At 38.3% G+C, this 19,658-nt stretch carries 13 protein-coding genes; 1 reads left to right on the top strand and 12 read right to left on the bottom strand.

The window, feature by feature from the left end:
• From CJ191_RS09335 to CJ191_RS08280, 12 genes are all read right to left on the bottom strand, one after another.
• On the bottom strand, window positions 1-2,703 hold a 2,703-nt coding region (locus CJ191_RS09335; RefSeq protein WP_180960961.1), incomplete at its 3' end, for a KxYKxGKxW signal peptide domain-containing protein.
• Window positions 2,704-3,103: 400 nt separating this feature from the next.
• Window positions 3,104-3,940 carry an alpha/beta hydrolase gene (locus CJ191_RS08230; RefSeq protein WP_070467670.1) on the bottom strand — a complete coding sequence of 279 codons (837 nt, stop codon included), beginning with the start codon at window positions 3,938-3,940 and terminating at the stop codon, window positions 3,104-3,106.
• Between the two features lie 93 nt (window positions 3,941-4,033).
• The gene (locus tag CJ191_RS08235; RefSeq protein WP_070467668.1) at window positions 4,034-4,357 is read right to left on the bottom strand and encodes a YlbG family protein; all 324 of its coding nucleotides are present in this window, start codon (window positions 4,355-4,357) and stop codon (window positions 4,034-4,036) included.
• 275 nt (window positions 4,358-4,632) lie between these two features.
• Complete coding sequence (locus tag CJ191_RS08240; protein WP_102199489.1) at window positions 4,633-8,061, bottom strand: pyruvate carboxylase; 3,429 nt, start codon at window positions 8,059-8,061, stop codon at window positions 4,633-4,635.
• 240 nt (window positions 8,062-8,301) lie between these two features.
• On the bottom strand, window positions 8,302-9,789 hold the full coding sequence (gene nagE, locus CJ191_RS08245; RefSeq protein WP_102199490.1) for an N-acetylglucosamine-specific PTS transporter subunit IIBC: 1,488 nt from the start codon (window positions 9,787-9,789) through the stop codon (window positions 8,302-8,304).
• A gap of 30 nt (window positions 9,790-9,819) precedes the next feature.
• A complete protein-coding gene (locus CJ191_RS08250; protein ID WP_102199491.1) occupies window positions 9,820-10,722 on the bottom strand; it encodes a DUF7916 family protein in 903 nt (300 codons plus the stop codon).
• 141 nt (window positions 10,723-10,863) lie between these two features.
• Complete coding sequence (locus CJ191_RS08255) at window positions 10,864-12,375, bottom strand: PTS transporter subunit EIIC (protein ID WP_070467661.1); 1,512 nt, start codon at window positions 12,373-12,375, stop codon at window positions 10,864-10,866.
• A gap of 68 nt (window positions 12,376-12,443) precedes the next feature.
• Window positions 12,444-13,136: an N-acetylmannosamine-6-phosphate 2-epimerase gene (locus CJ191_RS08260; RefSeq protein WP_070467658.1), complete on the bottom strand. Its 693-nt coding sequence runs from the start codon at window positions 13,134-13,136 to the stop codon at window positions 12,444-12,446.
• A 248-nt stretch (window positions 13,137-13,384) separates the two neighbouring features.
• Window positions 13,385-14,755, bottom strand: coding sequence for an FtsW/RodA/SpoVE family cell cycle protein (locus CJ191_RS08265; protein WP_102199492.1), 1,371 nt, complete (start codon window positions 14,753-14,755; stop codon window positions 13,385-13,387).
• 408 nt (window positions 14,756-15,163) lie between these two features.
• On the bottom strand, window positions 15,164-17,002 hold the full coding sequence (gene typA / locus CJ191_RS08270; protein WP_102199493.1) for a translational GTPase TypA: 1,839 nt from the start codon (window positions 17,000-17,002) through the stop codon (window positions 15,164-15,166).
• A 233-nt stretch (window positions 17,003-17,235) separates the two neighbouring features.
• The gene (locus CJ191_RS08275; RefSeq protein WP_102199494.1) at window positions 17,236-18,015 is read right to left on the bottom strand and encodes an inositol monophosphatase family protein; all 780 of its coding nucleotides are present in this window, start codon (window positions 18,013-18,015) and stop codon (window positions 17,236-17,238) included.
• Between the two features lie 48 nt (window positions 18,016-18,063).
• Complete coding sequence (locus CJ191_RS08280; protein ID WP_070467650.1) at window positions 18,064-18,339, bottom strand: UPF0223 family protein; 276 nt, start codon at window positions 18,337-18,339, stop codon at window positions 18,064-18,066.
• A gap of 300 nt (window positions 18,340-18,639) precedes the next feature.
• Here CJ191_RS08280 and CJ191_RS08285 point away from each other — a divergent pair, with 300 nt between their 5' ends.
• Window positions 18,640-19,545 (top strand): MetQ/NlpA family ABC transporter substrate-binding protein, encoded by a 906-nt coding sequence (locus CJ191_RS08285; protein ID WP_180960962.1) that lies wholly within the window; start codon window positions 18,640-18,642, stop codon window positions 19,543-19,545.
• Window positions 19,546-19,658 lie beyond the last annotated feature (113 nt).

A 19,658-nucleotide genomic window follows, 5' to 3' on the forward strand; every position in this document is an offset into this window, starting at 1 on the left:
TGATGCTGATTCAGATGCAGACTCAGACGCACTTACTGATGCTGACTCAGATGCAGATTCAGACGCAGATTCAGATGCGCTTACTGATGCTGATTCAGATGCTGACTCAGACGCACTTAATGATGCTGATTCAGAAGCGCTTGTTGAAGCTGACTCAGATGCGCTTGTTGATGCTGATTCAGACGCACTTACTGATGCTGACTCAGATGCGCTTGTTGATGCTGACTCAGATGCGCTTACTGACGCAGATTCAGATGCAGACTCAGATGCGCTTACTGATGCTGATTCAGATGCAGACTCAGACGCACTTACTGATGCTGACTCAGATGCGCTTACTGATGCTGATTCAGATGCAGACTCAGACGCACTTAATGATGCTGACTCAGATGCACTTACTGAAGATGATTCAGATGCGCTTGTTGAAGCTGACTCAGATGCAGACTCAGATGCGCTTGTTGAAGCTGACTCAGATGCAGACTCAGATGCGCTTACTGACGCTGACTCAGATGCGCTTACTGACGCAGATTCAGATGCTGACTCAGACGCACTTACTGATGCTGATTCAGATGCTGACTCAGACGCACTTACTGATGCTGACTCAGATGCTGACTCAGATGCACTTACTGACGCTGACTCAGATGTGCTTACTGAAGATGATTCAGATGCAGACTCAGATGCGCTTACTGATGCTGATTCAGATGAGCTTGTTGAAGCTGACTCAGATGCGCTCACTGATGCAGATTCAGATGCACTTATTGAAGACGATGTAGAAGCTGATTCAGAATTTGGATTTCTATCAGGTTGTGCATTTTTAATATAATGTGTGCTCCGAGCACCATTTGGTGCAGGCTCCTGTCCAATTCCAAAGTTGTACAATTGCCCTTTTGTAATACCCAATTCTGTCAAAGTAGCTGTTTTTGTAACTTTCCCATAATTCATTGTTAATACATTACTAGTAGAATTAAACGATATAGTTACAGTATTCCATCCCTGTCCCCTAAATCCACTAAAAGAATTTGTAGCGTAGTCAAAAATGGTTCCAGAGTTTTTGGCACCAATCATACTAGTTGTTCCCGATGCATCATTTTTAACAGCGACTGCATATCCTCTTTTTGAAGCATCACCTTTTAAGGTTGTGGCATTTGAATCAATATTTGACATAGGGGACCTATTAGTATCTAATTTGAATCCAGAAACATTTGGCGCTCCTTTATCCCCAATGATACCCCCATCATTTACAATATCTTGAGGATTTCCTTGATAAAACATAAACTGCCAGCCGCCTGGAGCTTGAGTTGCCCCTATATCTGCATTTGCAATATCAAAAGAAATCTTAAAATCTGATGTAAAATCATACTTTGATGGCGCTTGTAATAGTCCCGGATTAACGCCATCTATATGTAGTCCTGGATAACCTTCACTATAATTTCTTTCAATTTCCCAATTTCCATATCTTAGAAAATCTTCAACGTTAGTATAACTTTGATTCTTATTGCCAGTATCTGTAGCTAGAGCTGCAAATGTAGAAAGGCGAGATATAACACTATCATTGGTAGTAGCCATCATGGTTTGGATATTACTTAAATCTCCACTACCTAATTCTGTAACCATAACTTCTTCAATAGCTTTTTCTAGTTGACGCAACTCTTCTTTGGAGTAATTCAAATCGTTTATGACAACAACATTATCTTCTTTATAGTTATCAGTGTTTGCTATTACTTTCTCTATTATCTTATCTGCGTTGTTTTGATTAATGTCACCAGAATTAATAATTTCATTAAATTCTTCATCAGACATGATTTGATCTTTCACATTTTGGGCTTTTTGACTTTCTATATCATCATTAATTTGCCCAGAATATTCATCACTCAATTCGTCCAACTCTAAATTATTTTGAGTTGTAGCACTATCTTGTACTGTTAGATCATTTTCGATACTTTCACTATTAACTCTCTCTAGTTCACTTTCATTCTTACTGTTACTCAGTTCGCTATTATTTACATCATTAGCTACGTCTCCCAATAAGTTATCGTCCGATGATTCACTTTCACTTGCTGAAGTACTTGCACTAATTGATTCACTTTCACTTACTGAAGTACTTGTACTAATTGATTCACTTTCACTTACTGAAGCGCTTGTACTAACTGATTCACTTTCACTTACTGAAGTGCTTATACTAATTGATTCACTTTCACTTACTGAAGCGCTTATACTAATTGATTCACTTTCACTCGCTAAAGCACTATCAATAGCAATTTCACTAACATCATTTTGCACCTCAGATGTTAATTCTTCTTTATTTTCTTGCTCGTTAATTTCGCTGGCCAGATTTTCTTCGTTTGAGGTAATAGATTCGGATGATTGTAATAACGTAGAGTCTGCTGTAACTAAAATATCCCTACTAGATTCTACTTCATGTGAAATTTCATCAGCATGCATAACAGGGGTATAGATAGTACCAATCCCAAATACCGCTCCTGCACCTATAGTGCCCGAGAGTATACGTTTATATTTATTATCTTCTAATTGAAAAGTATCTTCATCCTTTAACTCGGTATCTTGTTCTACTGATGAAAATAACTTTAATAAGCCAAAACGGCTAACACAGGTTTTTACCCAGTTTTTACCACTTTTATGCATTTTGACTCTTGATTTTCTTTCTGTCTCAAAAAAATCTCCATGTCTAAACTTATTCCAATTCATTCATTCTCCCTCCAAAAAATAACATAACAGTTTACATATAATGGATAATATAATCATTAATATATTATAATAAGAAAACTAGAAAAGCATTTTCTATTTTATGTTTAATAAACATGTTTTTGAATTTGAAAAAGGAGATTAGTAAAACAATTAACTCAAAAAACTAGAATATAACATCAATTTAAAATTGATAAAGAGAAAAACGATGCTGAAATGATTTTCTTCAGCACCGTTTTTATTTATATATATTATTAGAAGGGTCATTTGAATTACTCAAATTTTTGATTCAACGAGCAATTTATATTGTAGTATTTTATAGATTTTATCTCAATCTTTCATTCTAGGAACAGCATCATAATATTAATTTATGGTTTCTACCCTATCGATGATCTACCAAAATTTATAATGGCCAGCCCTGTGTAATAAATCGTAGACAATCTGATAAGTGCTTAGACCAATACGCTTCTGAATGTTCATCTCCGTGGAAAATATTTAATGATACATTCTCCGGTGCAACCCCTGATTGGATGACTTGTTGGCTATACTTAATGGCATCATTAATATAGGCTTGTTCAGTATGGGGACCGATAATCATCTCATCCACTTCATCGCCTTCTTCAGTACCACATTCAATATAAATTCTTTGATCTTTTGGCAAAGTCTTTCGCTGAATATAGCGGTCAAAGTCTTTAGCTACTGCCCAATTCGTTAAGGAGAAAATACCTAACCGACCGACTTGGTCTTTATAAGCCGCACCCAAATAAGTAGCAATTGTTGCCCCAAAAGATGACCCTATCATAGCTGTATGTGCTGCATCTGACAGCGTTCGGTAATGTTGGTCCACAAAGTTTTTGACGATGGTCATCACAAACTCTGAGAACTCTGCCCCCCTGCCACCTTGTCCAGTGAGTCGTGGGTCGTAAGCATCCTTTATAGACCATGGCAAATATTCTAAGGTACGCATCTCTTCGCCATTATCAATGCCCACAATAATCATGCTTGGTAAATCTGGATTTCTTTTGATTGCGTGAATTGTTTTCCAGGAGTGTTTTGAAAATGCCTCTGTTGAATGGAATACATTCTGTCCGTCATGCATATAAACTACAGGATAATGCTTATCTGTATTTTCGTCATAATCTTTAGGTAAGAGCACGCGTATCCGTCGCTTATCCAATGTGTAGGGCACATCTAAAATATGTTCTTTAAGTTCCAAATAGAAAAATGGTGCAAACTCCATCCTGACTCTCCTCCAACTATTGAAAAAGAACCTTGGGCACATTCAATCCCAAGGTCCCTTCAAAATTTCATTTACTATATATTTTATTATATATTAAGCATACCGTTCATTCAAACGATCTTTATCGTCCGAATCCTTCTTGGCCATCAAGTCTGCTGCATAGGCATCGAAAGCCGCCGCGTAATCCGTCGCCATCGCTTGTCTAGGTGACACATCCACTTGACGGACAAAATGTAGCTTTTCCAAATTCTTTTGAATATGGTCCGCTTCTTCCATATCAGTATAGACAATTGCATACTTCATCTTGCGCGAGACATAATAAACAAAACCATATTTTTGTAACTGCTTGACTTTTTTATTCGAATACATCCACACAATCAATGCTTGTCGTGATTGTGCTTGATCATAAATACTCATATCATCGACTTCCTTTAATTACTCGCTTTAATTTCATTATAACAGGAATTCATCTGACCGTAACCCTTAAACCACTTTATAAGAAAATAGAAGGTGAGACAAAAGTCGTTTAGAATTGACGTACTGGACCAAAAGACGAACAATAATGAAATATTATTGGAGACTTTTGGGAAGTATCGGATAATTCTGACTTTTGGAACCCGATTATAAACGTTCTTATATAGCAAAGAGAGGCTGAGACATTTTTGTCCCAGCCTCTACACTCCCTTGGTCTATTATTCCAAAACTAATAATAAATCACCAGAATTTACTTGATCACCGTTAGCAACCAATAATTCTTTCACCACAGCTTTACGTGGTGCTTTCAACGTTGTTTCCATCTTCATCGCTTCAGAAACTAACAATAATTGGCCTTCTTCAATTTCATCGCCTTGTTGAACCTGAACATCAAGGATTGTTCCTGGCATGGTAGCGGCGATATGGTTAGTATTGCCGTGATCAGCTTTACGACGAACTGCTGCCGTTGTTTGGGCATTTGCATCACGAACGATAATTTCACGAGATTGACCGTTTAATTCAAAGAAGACAATTCGTTGACCCGTTTCATCAAGTTCACCAATTTGAATCAAGCGGATATACAAGACTTTCCCCTTTTGAATTTCCACATTGACTGTTTCACCTATCCTCATACCATAGAAGAAGCTTGGTGTTGGGATAATTGAAACGTCAGAATAACGTTCAAGCTTATGACGGTAGTCTACAAAGACTTCCGGATACATAATATAAGATAAGACGTCTTGGTCGTCTACATCTTCATCACCTAATTTCGCAATCAATTCTTGGCGAGTTGCTTCAAAGTCAATTGGTGGTAAATGTTCACCTGGACGGTCAGTTGATGCTACTTCTCCTTTTAAGATGATTTCAGATACATCTTTCGGGAATCCACCTTCTGGTTGACCGATTTTACCTTTAAACAAATCGATAACAGATTGTGGGAAGTCGTATTGTGTCCCTTCTTTGAAGAATTTATCAATTGTTAGGTCATTTTGAACCATAAACAAGGCCATATCACCGACAACTTTAGATGAAGGTGTTACTTTTACGATATCCCCAAACAGTAAGTTGACATCATGGTACATCTGTTTTACTTCGTCCCAACGATTACCTAAACCAACAGATTTAGCTTGTTGTTGTAAGTTTGTATATTGACCACCAGGCATCTCTGTATTGTAGATTTCAGTTTCTGGCCCTTCTAGTCCTGAGGTAAATTCATTATAGTACGAACGCACACCTAACCAATATTGGTTGATTTTCTCTGCATTTTGAACATGGATATTTGGTTTACGGTCGTTATACTCCATCGCATAGTATAGTGATTGCATAGATGGTTGTGATGTGGTTGAAGCAAATGCAGAGCTTGCCACATCCACAATATCCACACCTGCACGTGATGCTTCAGTATAAGTTAGAATACCGTTACCTGCTGTATCGTGCGTGTGTAAATGAATTGGCACATCAATATGGTCTTTCAATTCTGAAATTAAAGCATAAGCTGCTTGTGGTTTTAATAACCCTGCCATATCTTTAACGGCAATAATATCTGCACCCATGGCTTGCAACTCTTTAGCTAAGTTCACATAGTAGTCTAGTGAATACTTGGTACGCTCTGGATTTAAGATATCACCTGTATAGCACATTGTTGCTTCGGCAATCTTACCAGCATCTTTCACATATTGAATGGGTTTTTCAATTTGTTTCGTCCAGTTTAGTGAGTCAAAGACACGGAAGACATCGATACCTGACGCTGCAGCCTGGTCTATGAAGGCTTTTAGTGTGTTATCTGGGTATGAAGTATAGCCTACTGCATTGGAACCACGGAATAACATTTGTAGTAAGGTATTTGGCATTGCTTCACGTAATTTTTCTAGTCGACGCCAAGGGTCTTCAGTTAAGAAACGGAAAGCAGCATCAAAAGTCGCGCCCCCCCAAACTTCCATAGAGAATAAGTTTGGTAGTGCATCTTCCATTACTTTAGCCGGTTTCACCATATCTCGAGTACGCATTCGCGTAGCGATTAATGATTGATGGGCATCACGCATGGTTGTATCTGTTAATAATAGGTCGTTTGAATTTTTAATAAATGCTTGGACACCTTTGACACCATCACGGTCTAAAATTTGTTTTGCGGATAGGCCATTACGTTCTACGCGTTCAATTTTAGGTGTTGGAATTGTTTGGAATTGCCCTTTCTCATTTTCAATACCCGGAAAGCCATTTACAGAAATGTCCCCAATATATTGTAAGATTTTGTTCCCACGGTCACGGTTACGTTCTTTAGGGAAATCGAACAATTCTGGTGTTTGATCAATGAATATTGTATTGGCAGTACCCTCTAGGAAAACAGGGTGGTTAACAACATTACGTAAGAAAGGAATATTATTTTTAACACCACGTACACGATATTCTCTTAAAGAACGGTCCATCTTCGCTACTGTATCTTCAAATGTGGTACCGTAAGTAATTAATTTCGCAATCATTGAGTCAAAGTACGGACTAACTACTGTATTTTGGAAACCATTACCGGCATCTAAACGGACACCAAATCCACCTGGAGAACGGTAAGTATTAATTTTACCAGTATCTGGGAAGAAGTTGTTATTTGGATCCTCAGTGGTAACACGACATTGGATAGCGAAACCATTTAATGGTAATGCTTCTTGAGATGGTAAACCAATTTCACTTAAACTCTCACCTGCAGCTATACGAATTTGTGTCTGTACAATGTCTACACCAGTGATTTGTTCTGAAATCGTATGTTCTACTTGGATTCGTGGGTTTACTTCAATAAAGTAGAAATCTTCGCCATCTAATAAGAACTCAACTGTTCCGGCATTCGCGTAATCTACTGAATCTAAGAAATCACGGGCAGCATTACAGATACGATGACGTAGTGCCATTGACATATTGACAGTAGGTGCCACTTCAACTACTTTTTGGTGGCGACGTTGTACTGAACAATCACGTTCCCATAAATGCATGGTGTTTCCTTGTTCATCAGCAATCACTTGAACTTCAATATGTTTTGGTCCTTCAACGTATTTTTCAACGTAAGCTTCTCCTGAACCAAAAGCTTTGGTTGCTTCAGAGACAGCTAGACGGTATTGTTCTGCTACTTCATCTTCTGAACGAACAACACGCATACCACGGCCACCACCACCTAAAGCAGCTTTAATAATGATTGGGTAGCCAGCTGTTTTACCAAATTCAACTACTTCTTCAAGACTTTCAACTGGTCCATCTGATCCTGGAATCAACGGAATATTGGCTTTTTTAGCTGCTTCACGCGCTTTTACCTTATCTCCGAACATGTCTAAAATTTCGTATGAAGGGCCTATAAATTTAATACCTTCTTCCTCACAACGGCGCGCAAATTCAGTGTTTTCTGAAAGGAAACCGTAGCCAGGGTGAATGGCATCAGCATCTACATCTTTAGCAATTTGAATAATGGTTTCGATATCTAAATAAGCTTCAACAGCCTTCTTATCACGAGATAATAGATAAGATTCGTCTGCTTTGAAACGGTGAACTGAACCTTCGTCCTCTTGTGAATAAACTGCGACAGTATGAATGCCTAGTTCATAACACGCCCGGAAAATACGGATTGCGATTTCCCCACGGTTCGCAACTAATACTTTATTGATCATTTATAGTAACTCCCTCTCTTACGCCTCTAACAAGTTGACGCTTGTTTATACTTGCCAATTGTATCATAGTTTGCCATATTTTGAATCATTTTGACATAGAAAAATGAAAGAAATCTCATTTTCTTATCATAATTGGTAAAGATATAAATGATCATTTATTTAAATATAATTTTTCCTATATTATTTTGACAGTAAAAAAAGAAGCTGGGTTTGTATAGCCAACTTCTTTTCCAAAAATAATTACGCTTCAATTTTTCTCATTTCATCTGCAACAAATTGCACATCTGTTCCAACAATCACATGCAAGTGGTTTTTGTCTAAAACATTGACACCAGGTACACCAAGTCCTTTTATCTTAGCTTGATCGACTTGGTCCACGTCCTCTAATTCAAAACGTAGTCGTGTTGCACAATTATAGTAACTACGGATATTTTCTTGCCCACCTACGGCATCATAAATAACATGAGCCATTTGCACATATTTACTGTTGTTAGTTGAAGAAACCGTCTTTTTATCAGCTGAAGTTTCAGCTTCAGATTCTGTGATTGCGGCTTCAGTTACAGCATTATCCCCACGACCTGGTGTGGCAAAGTCGAATTTTTGAATAGCAAAGTCAAATACAAAGTAATACACAACGAACATCACTAATCCTAAAACGAATAGCATGAATGGTTGGTTCGCAATTGGCACATTTAGACTCAAAGCAAAGTCTACTAATCCAGCTGAAAAGCCAAATCCTGCAGTCCAGTGGAAAGTTGCTGCAACAAACATTGATACACCTGTTAGGAAGGCATGTACTAAGTATAATCCAGGTGCAGCAAACATGAATGAAAATTCTAGTGGTTCAGTAATACCTGTGAAGAATGAAGCGAATGCACCGGCAATCATTGTACCAGCTGCAATCTTCTTAGCTTTAGATTCTGCGTTTTTATACATGGCTAAAGCTGCGCCAGGTAAACCAAACATCATGATTGGGAAGAAGCCAGCTTGATACATACCTGTTACCCCTTTTACCCCTTCTGATGCCCAGAAGTTTCCAATATCATTAATACCGATCAAGTCAAACCAGAATACTGAGTTTAACGCATGGTGTAAACCAGTTGGAATGAGTAATTTATTGAAGAAACCATAAAGCCCAGCACCAAATGCACCTAAACCTGAAATGAACGTACCAAAGGCCACTAAGGCATCATAGGCAAATGGCCATACAAAGAATAGGACTAAAGAGATCACCAGCATTGCTGCTGCAGATAGGATGGGGATTAACCGTCTTCCTGAAAAGAAAGCAAGTGCAGTTGGTAATTTTGTGCCTGAATACCGATTGTATAAAGTTGCCGCTACTGTCCCTGCGATAATCGCCATAAAAACGTTTTGGGTTGCACCAAAAGCCATTGGTACTTGGTCAGCTGGCATATTTAATAAAACACTCAATCCGTCTATAGATAATAGATTGGTTACAATCAGATAGCCAACTAAGCCAGATAGCCCAGCAGCCCCATTAGCATCTTTTGATAAACCAGTAGCAATACCCACTGAAAATAGAATAGGCAAATTATTGAAAATGGCGTTCCCAGCTTGAATTAGGAATATCGCCACCTGATTAGATCCGGCCCCTGATAGACCTGCTGGATCAATCCAGTAACCAATCCCCATTAATAATGATGCAACTGGTAATATGGATACCGGTAACATAATAGATTTCCCTAGATTTTGTAAATAATTTTTCATTTTATCCTCCCTTATCATTGAAATCATCCACTAACGATTAATAGACTGTGCCATGCGGAAATAAGTATGCCGCTTACCTCTAACTGCCAAACTCAAAGCGGTAATATTTTCTGGATCCGGCATCCGACCATAAGCCCCATCTCCAATATGGTGCAAGTCCACACCAACCCGTTTATTGGATAAGCCAATCGCTTCAATCACAGAAGCTTGCGCTGATTCCTGACTTGTCCCAATTGTTGCCATCACTAACCCACCACGTGCGTGGATACTTTTAGTTACCCCGTGATTTTCTCGTTCATTCACACCAGGAACTGTATTAACAGCTGGGACCAATACCCCATCAGCGCCCTCATCCATAAAGCCAAGTAAAGCTTCCTCATCTACAATACTTTCTGTTAGCCCAGCCCCATGCATTTTACCTGCAAGAACTAACCCTGAAAAATGTGCTTTTGCCAGCTTAACCGCTTCACGGATTGCCGACATGGTTACACCAGTTGCTGGGTTTCCTGTTAATAGAATCATATCAACGCCTAATTCATCTGCTGCTTCTAGACTTTCTTTAGAAACTAAACGTCCTGGGTTCAATGTTACTCGTGTTTCAAGCAATTCTTGATTTTCGTCAACAGGCTCTAGGTTGATAGCAATTGGTCGACCAATCAGGCGCTTCAATTCCTGAATAATCGTTTTTGATCCGGCAAATGTTTCTAATCCAGGTATTTCTGGATTCAATACATCCAACTCATTTAACACAATGATATCTGCACCAAAAGTGGCCATGACTTCTGGATTCGATAATCCTTGAATCAATGGTGGTGACGTCACCACTGTTTCAGCAACAATTGTCCGCCCTTCACTCGCAAAAATTGCTTGTTTTAATTGGCTAGCATTCATCTGATTGATTTCACTGGCACTAGCCGAAATTAAACGTTTCATGTTCTCACTCCTCCCATCGTAACCGCTAGTTCATCATCAACTAACCGATTACATTTCTATCTAAATATTATATCAATATTGATAGCTATTATGAAAGCTATCACGAAAAAAGTTGGATATATTTACCCAACTTTTTTTGTTTTATTCTTCTTTCCCTAGAATTTGATTAATTTCTTGACTGTATAGGTCAGATTTTCCGCCATATATAGCTTGAACTCCGTTTTGTACTTCAAGTACAGCTGTTGCACCTAAGTCTTTTAGGACCTCTTTATCAACAATCTGATTATTTTTAACTGAAACCCGAAGTCTTGTGGCACATGCAGTTACATATTCAATATTTTCTTCATTCCCCAAAGCCTCAATAATGGTAAGGGCTTGGTCATGTAGATTCGACGTTTTAGATGATGATGCGGTGGTACTTTTTGCCATTTCTCCTACATTAACTTCCATACCTGGTACAGCAACTTTAAATTTCTTGACTAAAGTACGGAATACGAAATAGTAAATGAGTGCCCAAACTATGCCTACTGGAATAACAAAAATCCAATTGGTTTGTACATTTCCTTGTAGTGGGCCAAATAAGGTAAAGTCGATTAAGCCACCTGAAAAAGTATTCCCTATTCTAATCTGAAGGATATCAGCCACATAAAAAGATAACCCGTCTAAAAAAGCATGTACCACATATAACCATGGCGCAGCAAATAAGAATGAAAATTCTAATGGTTCAGTAATACCGGTTAGAAAAGAAGTTAAGGCTCCTGAAAAATAGAAACCAGCATTCTTAGCACGATTTTCTTTTGGAATCGCATGGTACATACCTAATGCTGCCGCTGGTAAACCAAACATCATTGTTGCAAAACGCCCAGCAAAGAAACGGGTACCATATGTAAATAAACCAGTATAGTTTGGATCTGCTAATTGAGCAAAGTAGATATTCTGTGCACCAGAAATGGTTTCACCTGCTACTGTTTCAATCCCACCTAATGACGTATACCAGAATAATGGATAGATCGTATGGTGTAGTCCAACAGCACCAGTCAAACGCAGTAAGAACCCATAGAAGAAGGTTCCAATTGACCCCATATTCGCAATCGCTTCACCTGTTACTTCAAGTCCACTTTGGATAGGAGGCCAAATTAGATAAAATAATAAACCTAAAGCAATAGCTGCTAACGATGATACGATTGGAATAAAGCGTGAACCCCCAAAGAACCCTAGGAATTGCGGTAATTCAATTTTACGATAACGATTATGCAGATAAGTAACGGACAGCCCAACAACAATTGACCCTAAGACACCAGTATCGATTGTTGCACCTTCAGCTGAAAATAACTGTAGCAGAGCTGCAATTGTTGCAGTATATACAAGATAAGCTACACCACCAGATAAACCAGCAGTCCCCTTATCTGATTCAGCTAAACCTACCGCAATACCAATGGTAAAGATTAATGGTAAATTGGCGAAAACAGCATTCCCAGCTGCCGTCATAATGGCGAAAACAGCCTGGATCCAATCTGCACCTAAAAAGGCAAACTGGGCAACCGCTGCATCATTAGAAAGGGCTGACCCTAAACCTAAAAGCAATCCCGCTACCGGTAGAATGGCAATTGGTAACATGAAAGCCTGGCCCAATTTTGAAAACTTCTTAAACATCTCTTTCACTCCCCTATATGGATATATTTTTCTAACTACTATTAAAAAAGGTCGACCACTCTAAAAATTTAATTATTTAAAGCATTGATAAAGCGACTCGCAATTTCTTTTGGACGGGTAATCGCCCCGCCAACAACAATACCTGCAACCCCTAAATCATGGATTTCTTTCGCTTGTTCTGGCGTATGAATTTTCCCTTCTGCAATGACGTCAATCCCTGCTTCAACAAGTTGTTTAACTAGAGGAATATTTGGCCCGTCAGTTTGTTCACTATAAGCAGTATAGCCAGCTAAAGTTGTCCCAACAAAATCAATTCCTTGTTCAAAGGCATTTATCCCTTCTTCAAATGTTGAAATATCCGCCATAAACAATTGGTCAGGATATTTTTCTTTAATTTGTTGGATAAAAGTATTCACTTCAAGACCATCAAAGCGTTCACGTTTGGTTAAATCCAAGGCAATTACTTCACAATTTGTGGCTACTAATTCATCAATTTCTTTCATAGTTGCCGTAATAAATGGTTCTTGTGGCAAATAGTCGCGCTTAATAATGCCAATAATCGGTAAATCAACCGCTGCTTGGATTTCTTTGATATCACGTACCGAATTGGCACGAATACCTACAGCACCTGCTTCTTCCGCCGCCTTAGCTAATAATGGCATTACCCCGCCCGCTTCTGTATATAGCGGTTCTCCTGGCAAAGCTTGGCAAGATACGATAATACCATCTTTAATTTGTTGCATAAATTGTTTTTTATTCATAGTCACTTTCCTTTCGATTATCTACAATATTAAAAATTGCTATGACGAAAACATGTTTGAAAAACGTTTACATCATTATTGTATATGGTTTTGAAATTATTTACAACAAAATATCTATTTTAGAATTCACTTTCACATTTTGCTTTTTTGCAAGCTTATTTGGGGCTTAAAATGAAAGTAATTTCAAATTTTTTCGCAATTACTCAAAAAGAACAGACCTTTTAAAAGTTCTGTTCTTAGAGAGGTTGTTATTTTTCATGTTCAGCTAAATTAGCTTGATGAGATTGCTTCTTTTTTGCCCGAAGTCTACGGCGCCACGATTGATCAGAAGCGATGACAGATAAGGCGATACCAACCATCATACTAGAGACTAAAAGACTAGAACCCCCATAAGACATGAATGGGAAGGTAACTCCGGTTAAAGGAATTAAACCTAAAACCCCGCCCAAGTTTACAAAGGCTTGGATCAAGAAGTATGACCCGACACCAACAAGTATTGATTGGTCAAATATACGGCGCATCTTAAGTGCCTTGTGGAAGATGTAAATCACCAGTGCAAAGTATAAGACGAGCACAAGCATTACGCCCCACAAACCAAATTCTTCTCCGATGATGGCCATAATAAAGTCGTTATGCGCTTCAGGCAAGTAGCCCAATTTTTGAATCGAGTTGCCTGCTCCTCGACCAAGAATACCGCCATTGGATAACGCATAGTAGCCATAAACCAATTGCAGTCCTGTATCTTTTGCGTCCGCAAAGGGATTGATGAAGGACGTAAACCGTGCAATTTGATAATTATCGATATGGGATAGGTCAAATAAATGCAATATAAGGATAATGCAGACATATACCATAATGACGAAGAGGATTGTTTTTGTCAGCCATTTCATGGATAAACCGGAATTCAGTAAGAGAATGACGAATAAAGACCCTAAGATTAATACTCCACCTACATCCGGGAAGAAGAATACGAGCCCTAACCAAATACCAATAGCTGCTACTTGTTTCCAGTATTTGGTGATTAATTTAATTGGACTATTGATTTCAGCAATCGTCTTTTGGACATCATCCTTAGCTAGGAAGTTAGCGACTAATATAACCAAAGCTGGTTTTGCAAACTCTACTGGCTGAATGGAAAAGGCACCAACACCAATCCAACCTTGCGCCCCATTAATGGTCTCCCCAAATATGAAGGTGATGACTAAAAGGACCGTGACCCCTATATACATGAGTTTTTGAAAATTGTGATGCCGCCATCTTTCTGGTTTTATGTTATAAATGATGAAAATAGCGATCAAACCTAAAATCGCAAAAAGTATCTGTCTAAGCAGATAATGGTATGTCGGTTGACCGGATGAAGTTGCTAGGTAAGATGAAGCAGTTGTTACCATCAATAAACCAATCGTCAGTAACAAGCCATATAATAACAAAATCTTCCCGTTTAAATCTTCAAACCGGGCAGCAATTTGTTTAGACAGGGGCGGCCTGCCTTTAGTTTGTTTCGCTTGTTTACGATTTTTTTTGGCTTGTTTCTTTGTTTTCGCTTTTTCTAATGCAATTGATTGTTTTTGTTTATGCTTATCTGCTTGAGCTTTTTTTTCTTTGGATTCTGTTGACACAATAGTCCTCCTTTATGGACTTTTATATAATGTTATACATCCGTTGATACTAGAAATGAGAAATGGTATGGATAGCCATTACTCAAGTATCCATTATAGCATAATCGCCCCATACATTAGGGAAAGCTATTGCATTTTATAGAAAAATAAAACAAGCTTTATTGGTCGACTTACGACTAGTCTTCCTTTAAAAGTCCCAAAAAAGAGGCTGGAACAAAACAAGTCTCAGCCTCTCTTTGCGATATAAGAACGTTTATAATTGGGTTCCAAAAGTCAGCATTGTCCGATACTTCCCAAATGTCTCCAATAATATTTCATTATTGTTCGCCCTTTGGTCCAGTACGTCAATGCTAAATGACTTTTGTCTCACCTTCTTAAATGTATTGCTATAGTTCATAGCATGTGTATTTATTTACCTAAATTCTTTTTCTTAGCTGCTTTTGCACGTTCAGATTCGTTTAAAATTGATTTACGTAAACGAATGTTTTCTGGTGTTACTTCACAGTACTCATCGTCACCCATGAACTCTAATGATTCTTCAAGGGTCATTAGTTTAGGTGTTTTAATTGTAGCTGTTTGGTCTTTGTTAGAAGAACGAACGTTGGTTAAGTTTTTAGAACGGATAATATTTACAACAATATCTTTTTCACGGGTACTTTCACCAACAATCATACCACCATAAACAGCAGTACCTGGGTTCACAAAGATTGTACCTCGATCTTCAACTTGCATAATACCGTATGTAGTTGCTTTACCAGTATCAGTGGATACTAAAGCACCGTTACGACGGCCACCAATCGTTTCATTAATGTAAGGTGCATAGTGGTCAAATGTATGGTTTAAGATACCGTAACCATGCGTTAACGACATAAAGTAGGTAGTGAAACCAATCATACCACGAGCTGGTACATGGTAAGTTAAACGAGTGGTACCTAAACCAGTAGAAACCATATCTACCATAGTACCCCGACGTTGGTTTAGGGCATCAATAATAGAACCTTGGTACTCTTCAGGTGTATCAATTTGCACTAATTCAAATGGTTCAGATTTCACGCCATCAATCTCACGAATGATTACTTCTGGACGAGAAACTTGTAACTCATAACCTTCACGACGCATATTTTCAATCAAGATAGATAAGTGAAGCTCACCACGACCTGAAACAACCCATGCATCCGGAGAATCAGTGTTATCTACACGTAATGAAACATCCGTATGTAACTCATAACGTAAACGTTCCTCCAATTTACGAGAAGTCACGTGTTTACCTTCTTGTCCAGCGAATGGTGAATCATTGGTTAGGAAAGTCATTTGTAGTGTTGGCTCATCAATACGTAATGGCTCTAAAGCCTCTTTAATAGTTGAATCTACGACTGTTTCTCCAACAAAGATATCTTCCATACCAGAAACGGCAATCAATTCCCCAGCTTTCGCCTCATTGATTTCAACTCGGTCTAAACCTAAGAAACCGAATAATTTTGTTACACGGAAGTTTTTCTCAGTACCATCAAGTTTCATCAAGGTTACTTGGTCACCCACACGGATTGTACCGCGGAATACACGCCCAATACCAATACGACCAACATAGTCGTTATAGTCTAGTAATGATACTTGGAATTGTAAGCCTTCTTCAGAATTATCAACCGGTGCTGGAATCTCGTTTAGGATCGTATCAAAGATTGGGTCCATTGTTTCAGATTGGTCAGCAGGATCATCAGATAGACTTGAAGTACCACTTAAAGCAGAAGCGTATACTACTGGGAAGTCTAACATTTCATCATCAGCACCCAATTCGATAAATAAATCTAACACTTCATCCACAACTTCAGCTGGACGAGCAGATGATTTATCAATCTTGTTTACAACAACGATTGGTGTTAAGTTCGCTTCGAAAGCTTTTTTCAATACAAAACGCGTTTGCGGCATTGTACCTTCATAAGCATCTACGACTAAAACTACACCGTCAACCATCGTCATGATACGTTCCACTTCACCACCGAAATCCGCATGTCCTGGGGTATCCATGATGTTAATGTGATGACCTTTGTAGTTAACAGCCGTATTCTTAGCTAGAATGGTGATCCCACGTTCTTTCTCGATATCGTTAGAGTCCATTGCACGCTCATCAATTTTTGTACGTTCATCTAAAGTATCTGATTGTTCCAACAATTGGTTAACCAAAGTCGTTTTACCGTGGTCAACGTGGGCAATGATTGCAACATTACGAATATCTTCACGTTTTGCCATTTTTTAAATTCCTCCATTTATATAATGAATACAAATTTTGTATTAATTATTTGTCAAGTTTATGAAACCGTTTTACCCTAAAACCCCTAGTTATAAACCTTAACAAAGTTTCTTGTAATAAAACCGCCATAATATTATATCACTTATTGATTGAAAATACTATTATTTTCGTTTATATGGACCCAAGAAATCACGAAGTTTAAGTACCTCTCCATACAAAAAAGAATTCTTGGTTAATTTTCAGCCTTCAAATTTCCAATCATTCGACTATATGCTGACGGGTAAGCTGCTACCACTTTATTTCGATGCATTAAATCAAGTGGCGCTCCAGTAAATTGTGTCACCTTAATCCCCACTTCATCTGCCAATACTTGGCCAGCAGCAATATCCCAGGGTTGCAGCCTTGGGGATACGTAAGCGGCAATTTCACCCTTCAATAAGGCGATGATTTCAATCCCTGCTGACCCATAAATCCGAAGGCCCATAGATTCTTGAATCAAGTCTTGCACTTTATGCGCATTGGTCATTGCCATACCGCCATTGACAGCAATCAAAGATTCATGCAAGGTTTTATCTGTATATTTGGGCTTAAAAACCCGACCGTTCCGTTTAATCCCTTGGCCAGCGATGGCTTCAAAGTAATCATCTTGCATCACATCATAAACAACACCTAGCTTACCCAGTCCATCTTCATAGTATGCAACCATGATAGCAAAGTGATTTTGCTGTAAGACAAAGTTGGCTGTCCCATCTATAGGGTCTACTATCCAGACACCGCCATCTAGATTATTGGGCGTTTCACCCATTTTCTCCTCACCGATATAACGGTCTTTTGGAAAGTTTTCTTTAATCTTTTGTCTAAATAATAATTCTACTGCCTTATCTACATTGGTGACCAAATCTTTTCGGTTTGATTTATGCTGGATTTCGATTGCACTATCTAATTGTTCGTGAATATAAGTTGTTGCTTCTTCAATCCACTCTCTCACCAATGCTACACGCGCTTCTAACATCTATTTATATGCCTCCTAGTTTACCTGAACCAACTAACCACTTTGCCCTTACGGCATCGAAATAGTTTTTCTTTCTGAATTTCTCGCTTTTTTGATTGTGCCATAAAGTTGATAGCCAGAAACCTTCTCAAATTGATTGCCTAATTGCTTTTCTGCCATTTTACTTGGCACTACTTGCTTAAAGGCCTTATATCTATTCAATAATTCTTCGCGGTTGATGCTTGATTCATAAGCTTGTTCCAAGCCATTCCACATTTTTATCACAATCGCGATTTCTTCATTTGTCCAATCTAAGTCGATAGGGTATTGATAATTATTAGACATCGTATTCCTCCGCTTTCGTTTTCATATTCATTATAGCGGAAAATAAGTAAAAGAGATAACTTAGCCAGCAATTTTTTCAAGCTTCCATTCCCTTTTCATATTGGTATCCTATTATTTAGACAACTTACGCCAATTGCGTCCAGTTTAAGTCAGCCAGATAGCGAGCGCTAATGTCTATTTCTTTTTATAGCGTCGTTTCCTATCCTATATCGCAAAATAGATAACATTTGGATTACTATTGCTTATATTTTTAACATCATTTAAAATATCATTATGATGTTATGAATGGGGAGAAGAAAATTGGATATTAGAAAAAGTTTAAAAGTAGGTCTGGCTTTCTGTAGTGCATTATTACTTGCTGCTTGCGGTAATAATAGTAGTGATCAAGCATCAACAGACCAAGTTGATACTGAGGAAACTCGGTCATATTCTGTTGGGGTTGTGGGAGATGTATCTGCTGAAATTTGGGAAGACGTTGCTACAAGATTGGAAGATCAAGGCATCGATTTAGAAGTGGTGACCTTTTCTGAATACTCACAACCAAATCGTGCTTTAGAAGATGGAGAATTAGACTTAAATGCCTTCCAACATATTTCATTTTTAAGTGCTTACACTAAGGACATTGGTGATTCACAAATTACGCCAATTGCTTATACTATTGTATCACCTATGTGTATTTTTGCAGTTCCTGAAATCACGGATGTCGAATCCATTCCTGATGGTGTAACTGTTGCGGTATCTAACTCTGCTACGAATGCAGAACGTGCTTTCTTAGGCTTACAGGATATTGGTTTAATCAAGCTAGATGAAGAAGCTGGTTTTGCGCCAACTAAAGCGGATGTTATCGAAAATACTAAAAACATCGAAATTGTCGAAATGGATCCATCTCAAATCGCCCGCTCATTAGGCGATGCTGATTTGATTACGATAGGTGGCGATATGTTGATGGATGCTGGCCTAGATCCAAAAGATGCTATTTATGTTGATACAGATGATGCTTCAAATATTGATCCGGTGAAGAAGAATATCATTGCAACCACAAAAGACAAGGAAGATAATCCAGATATTCAAGCGATTGTAGATACTTATCAATCAGATGAAACCAAAGCTAAAATTGAAGAAATTTCTGGCGGTTCATCAATTCCTATTTGGACAACTGAAGATGATCCAAAAGCAGACTATGAAAAAGAATTAGCTGAAAACTAATTTTAAACATATACAATCGAGTAGGAGGAATCTTTCGATTCCGACCTCTCACACCACCGTGCGTACGGTTCCGTACACGGCGGTTCAATATTTTGCGTAAGCAGACTCTACTA

The organism is Aerococcus viridans (assembly GCF_002871935.1).
GTDB classification, from domain to species: domain Bacteria; phylum Bacillota; class Bacilli; order Lactobacillales; family Aerococcaceae; genus Aerococcus; species Aerococcus viridans_B.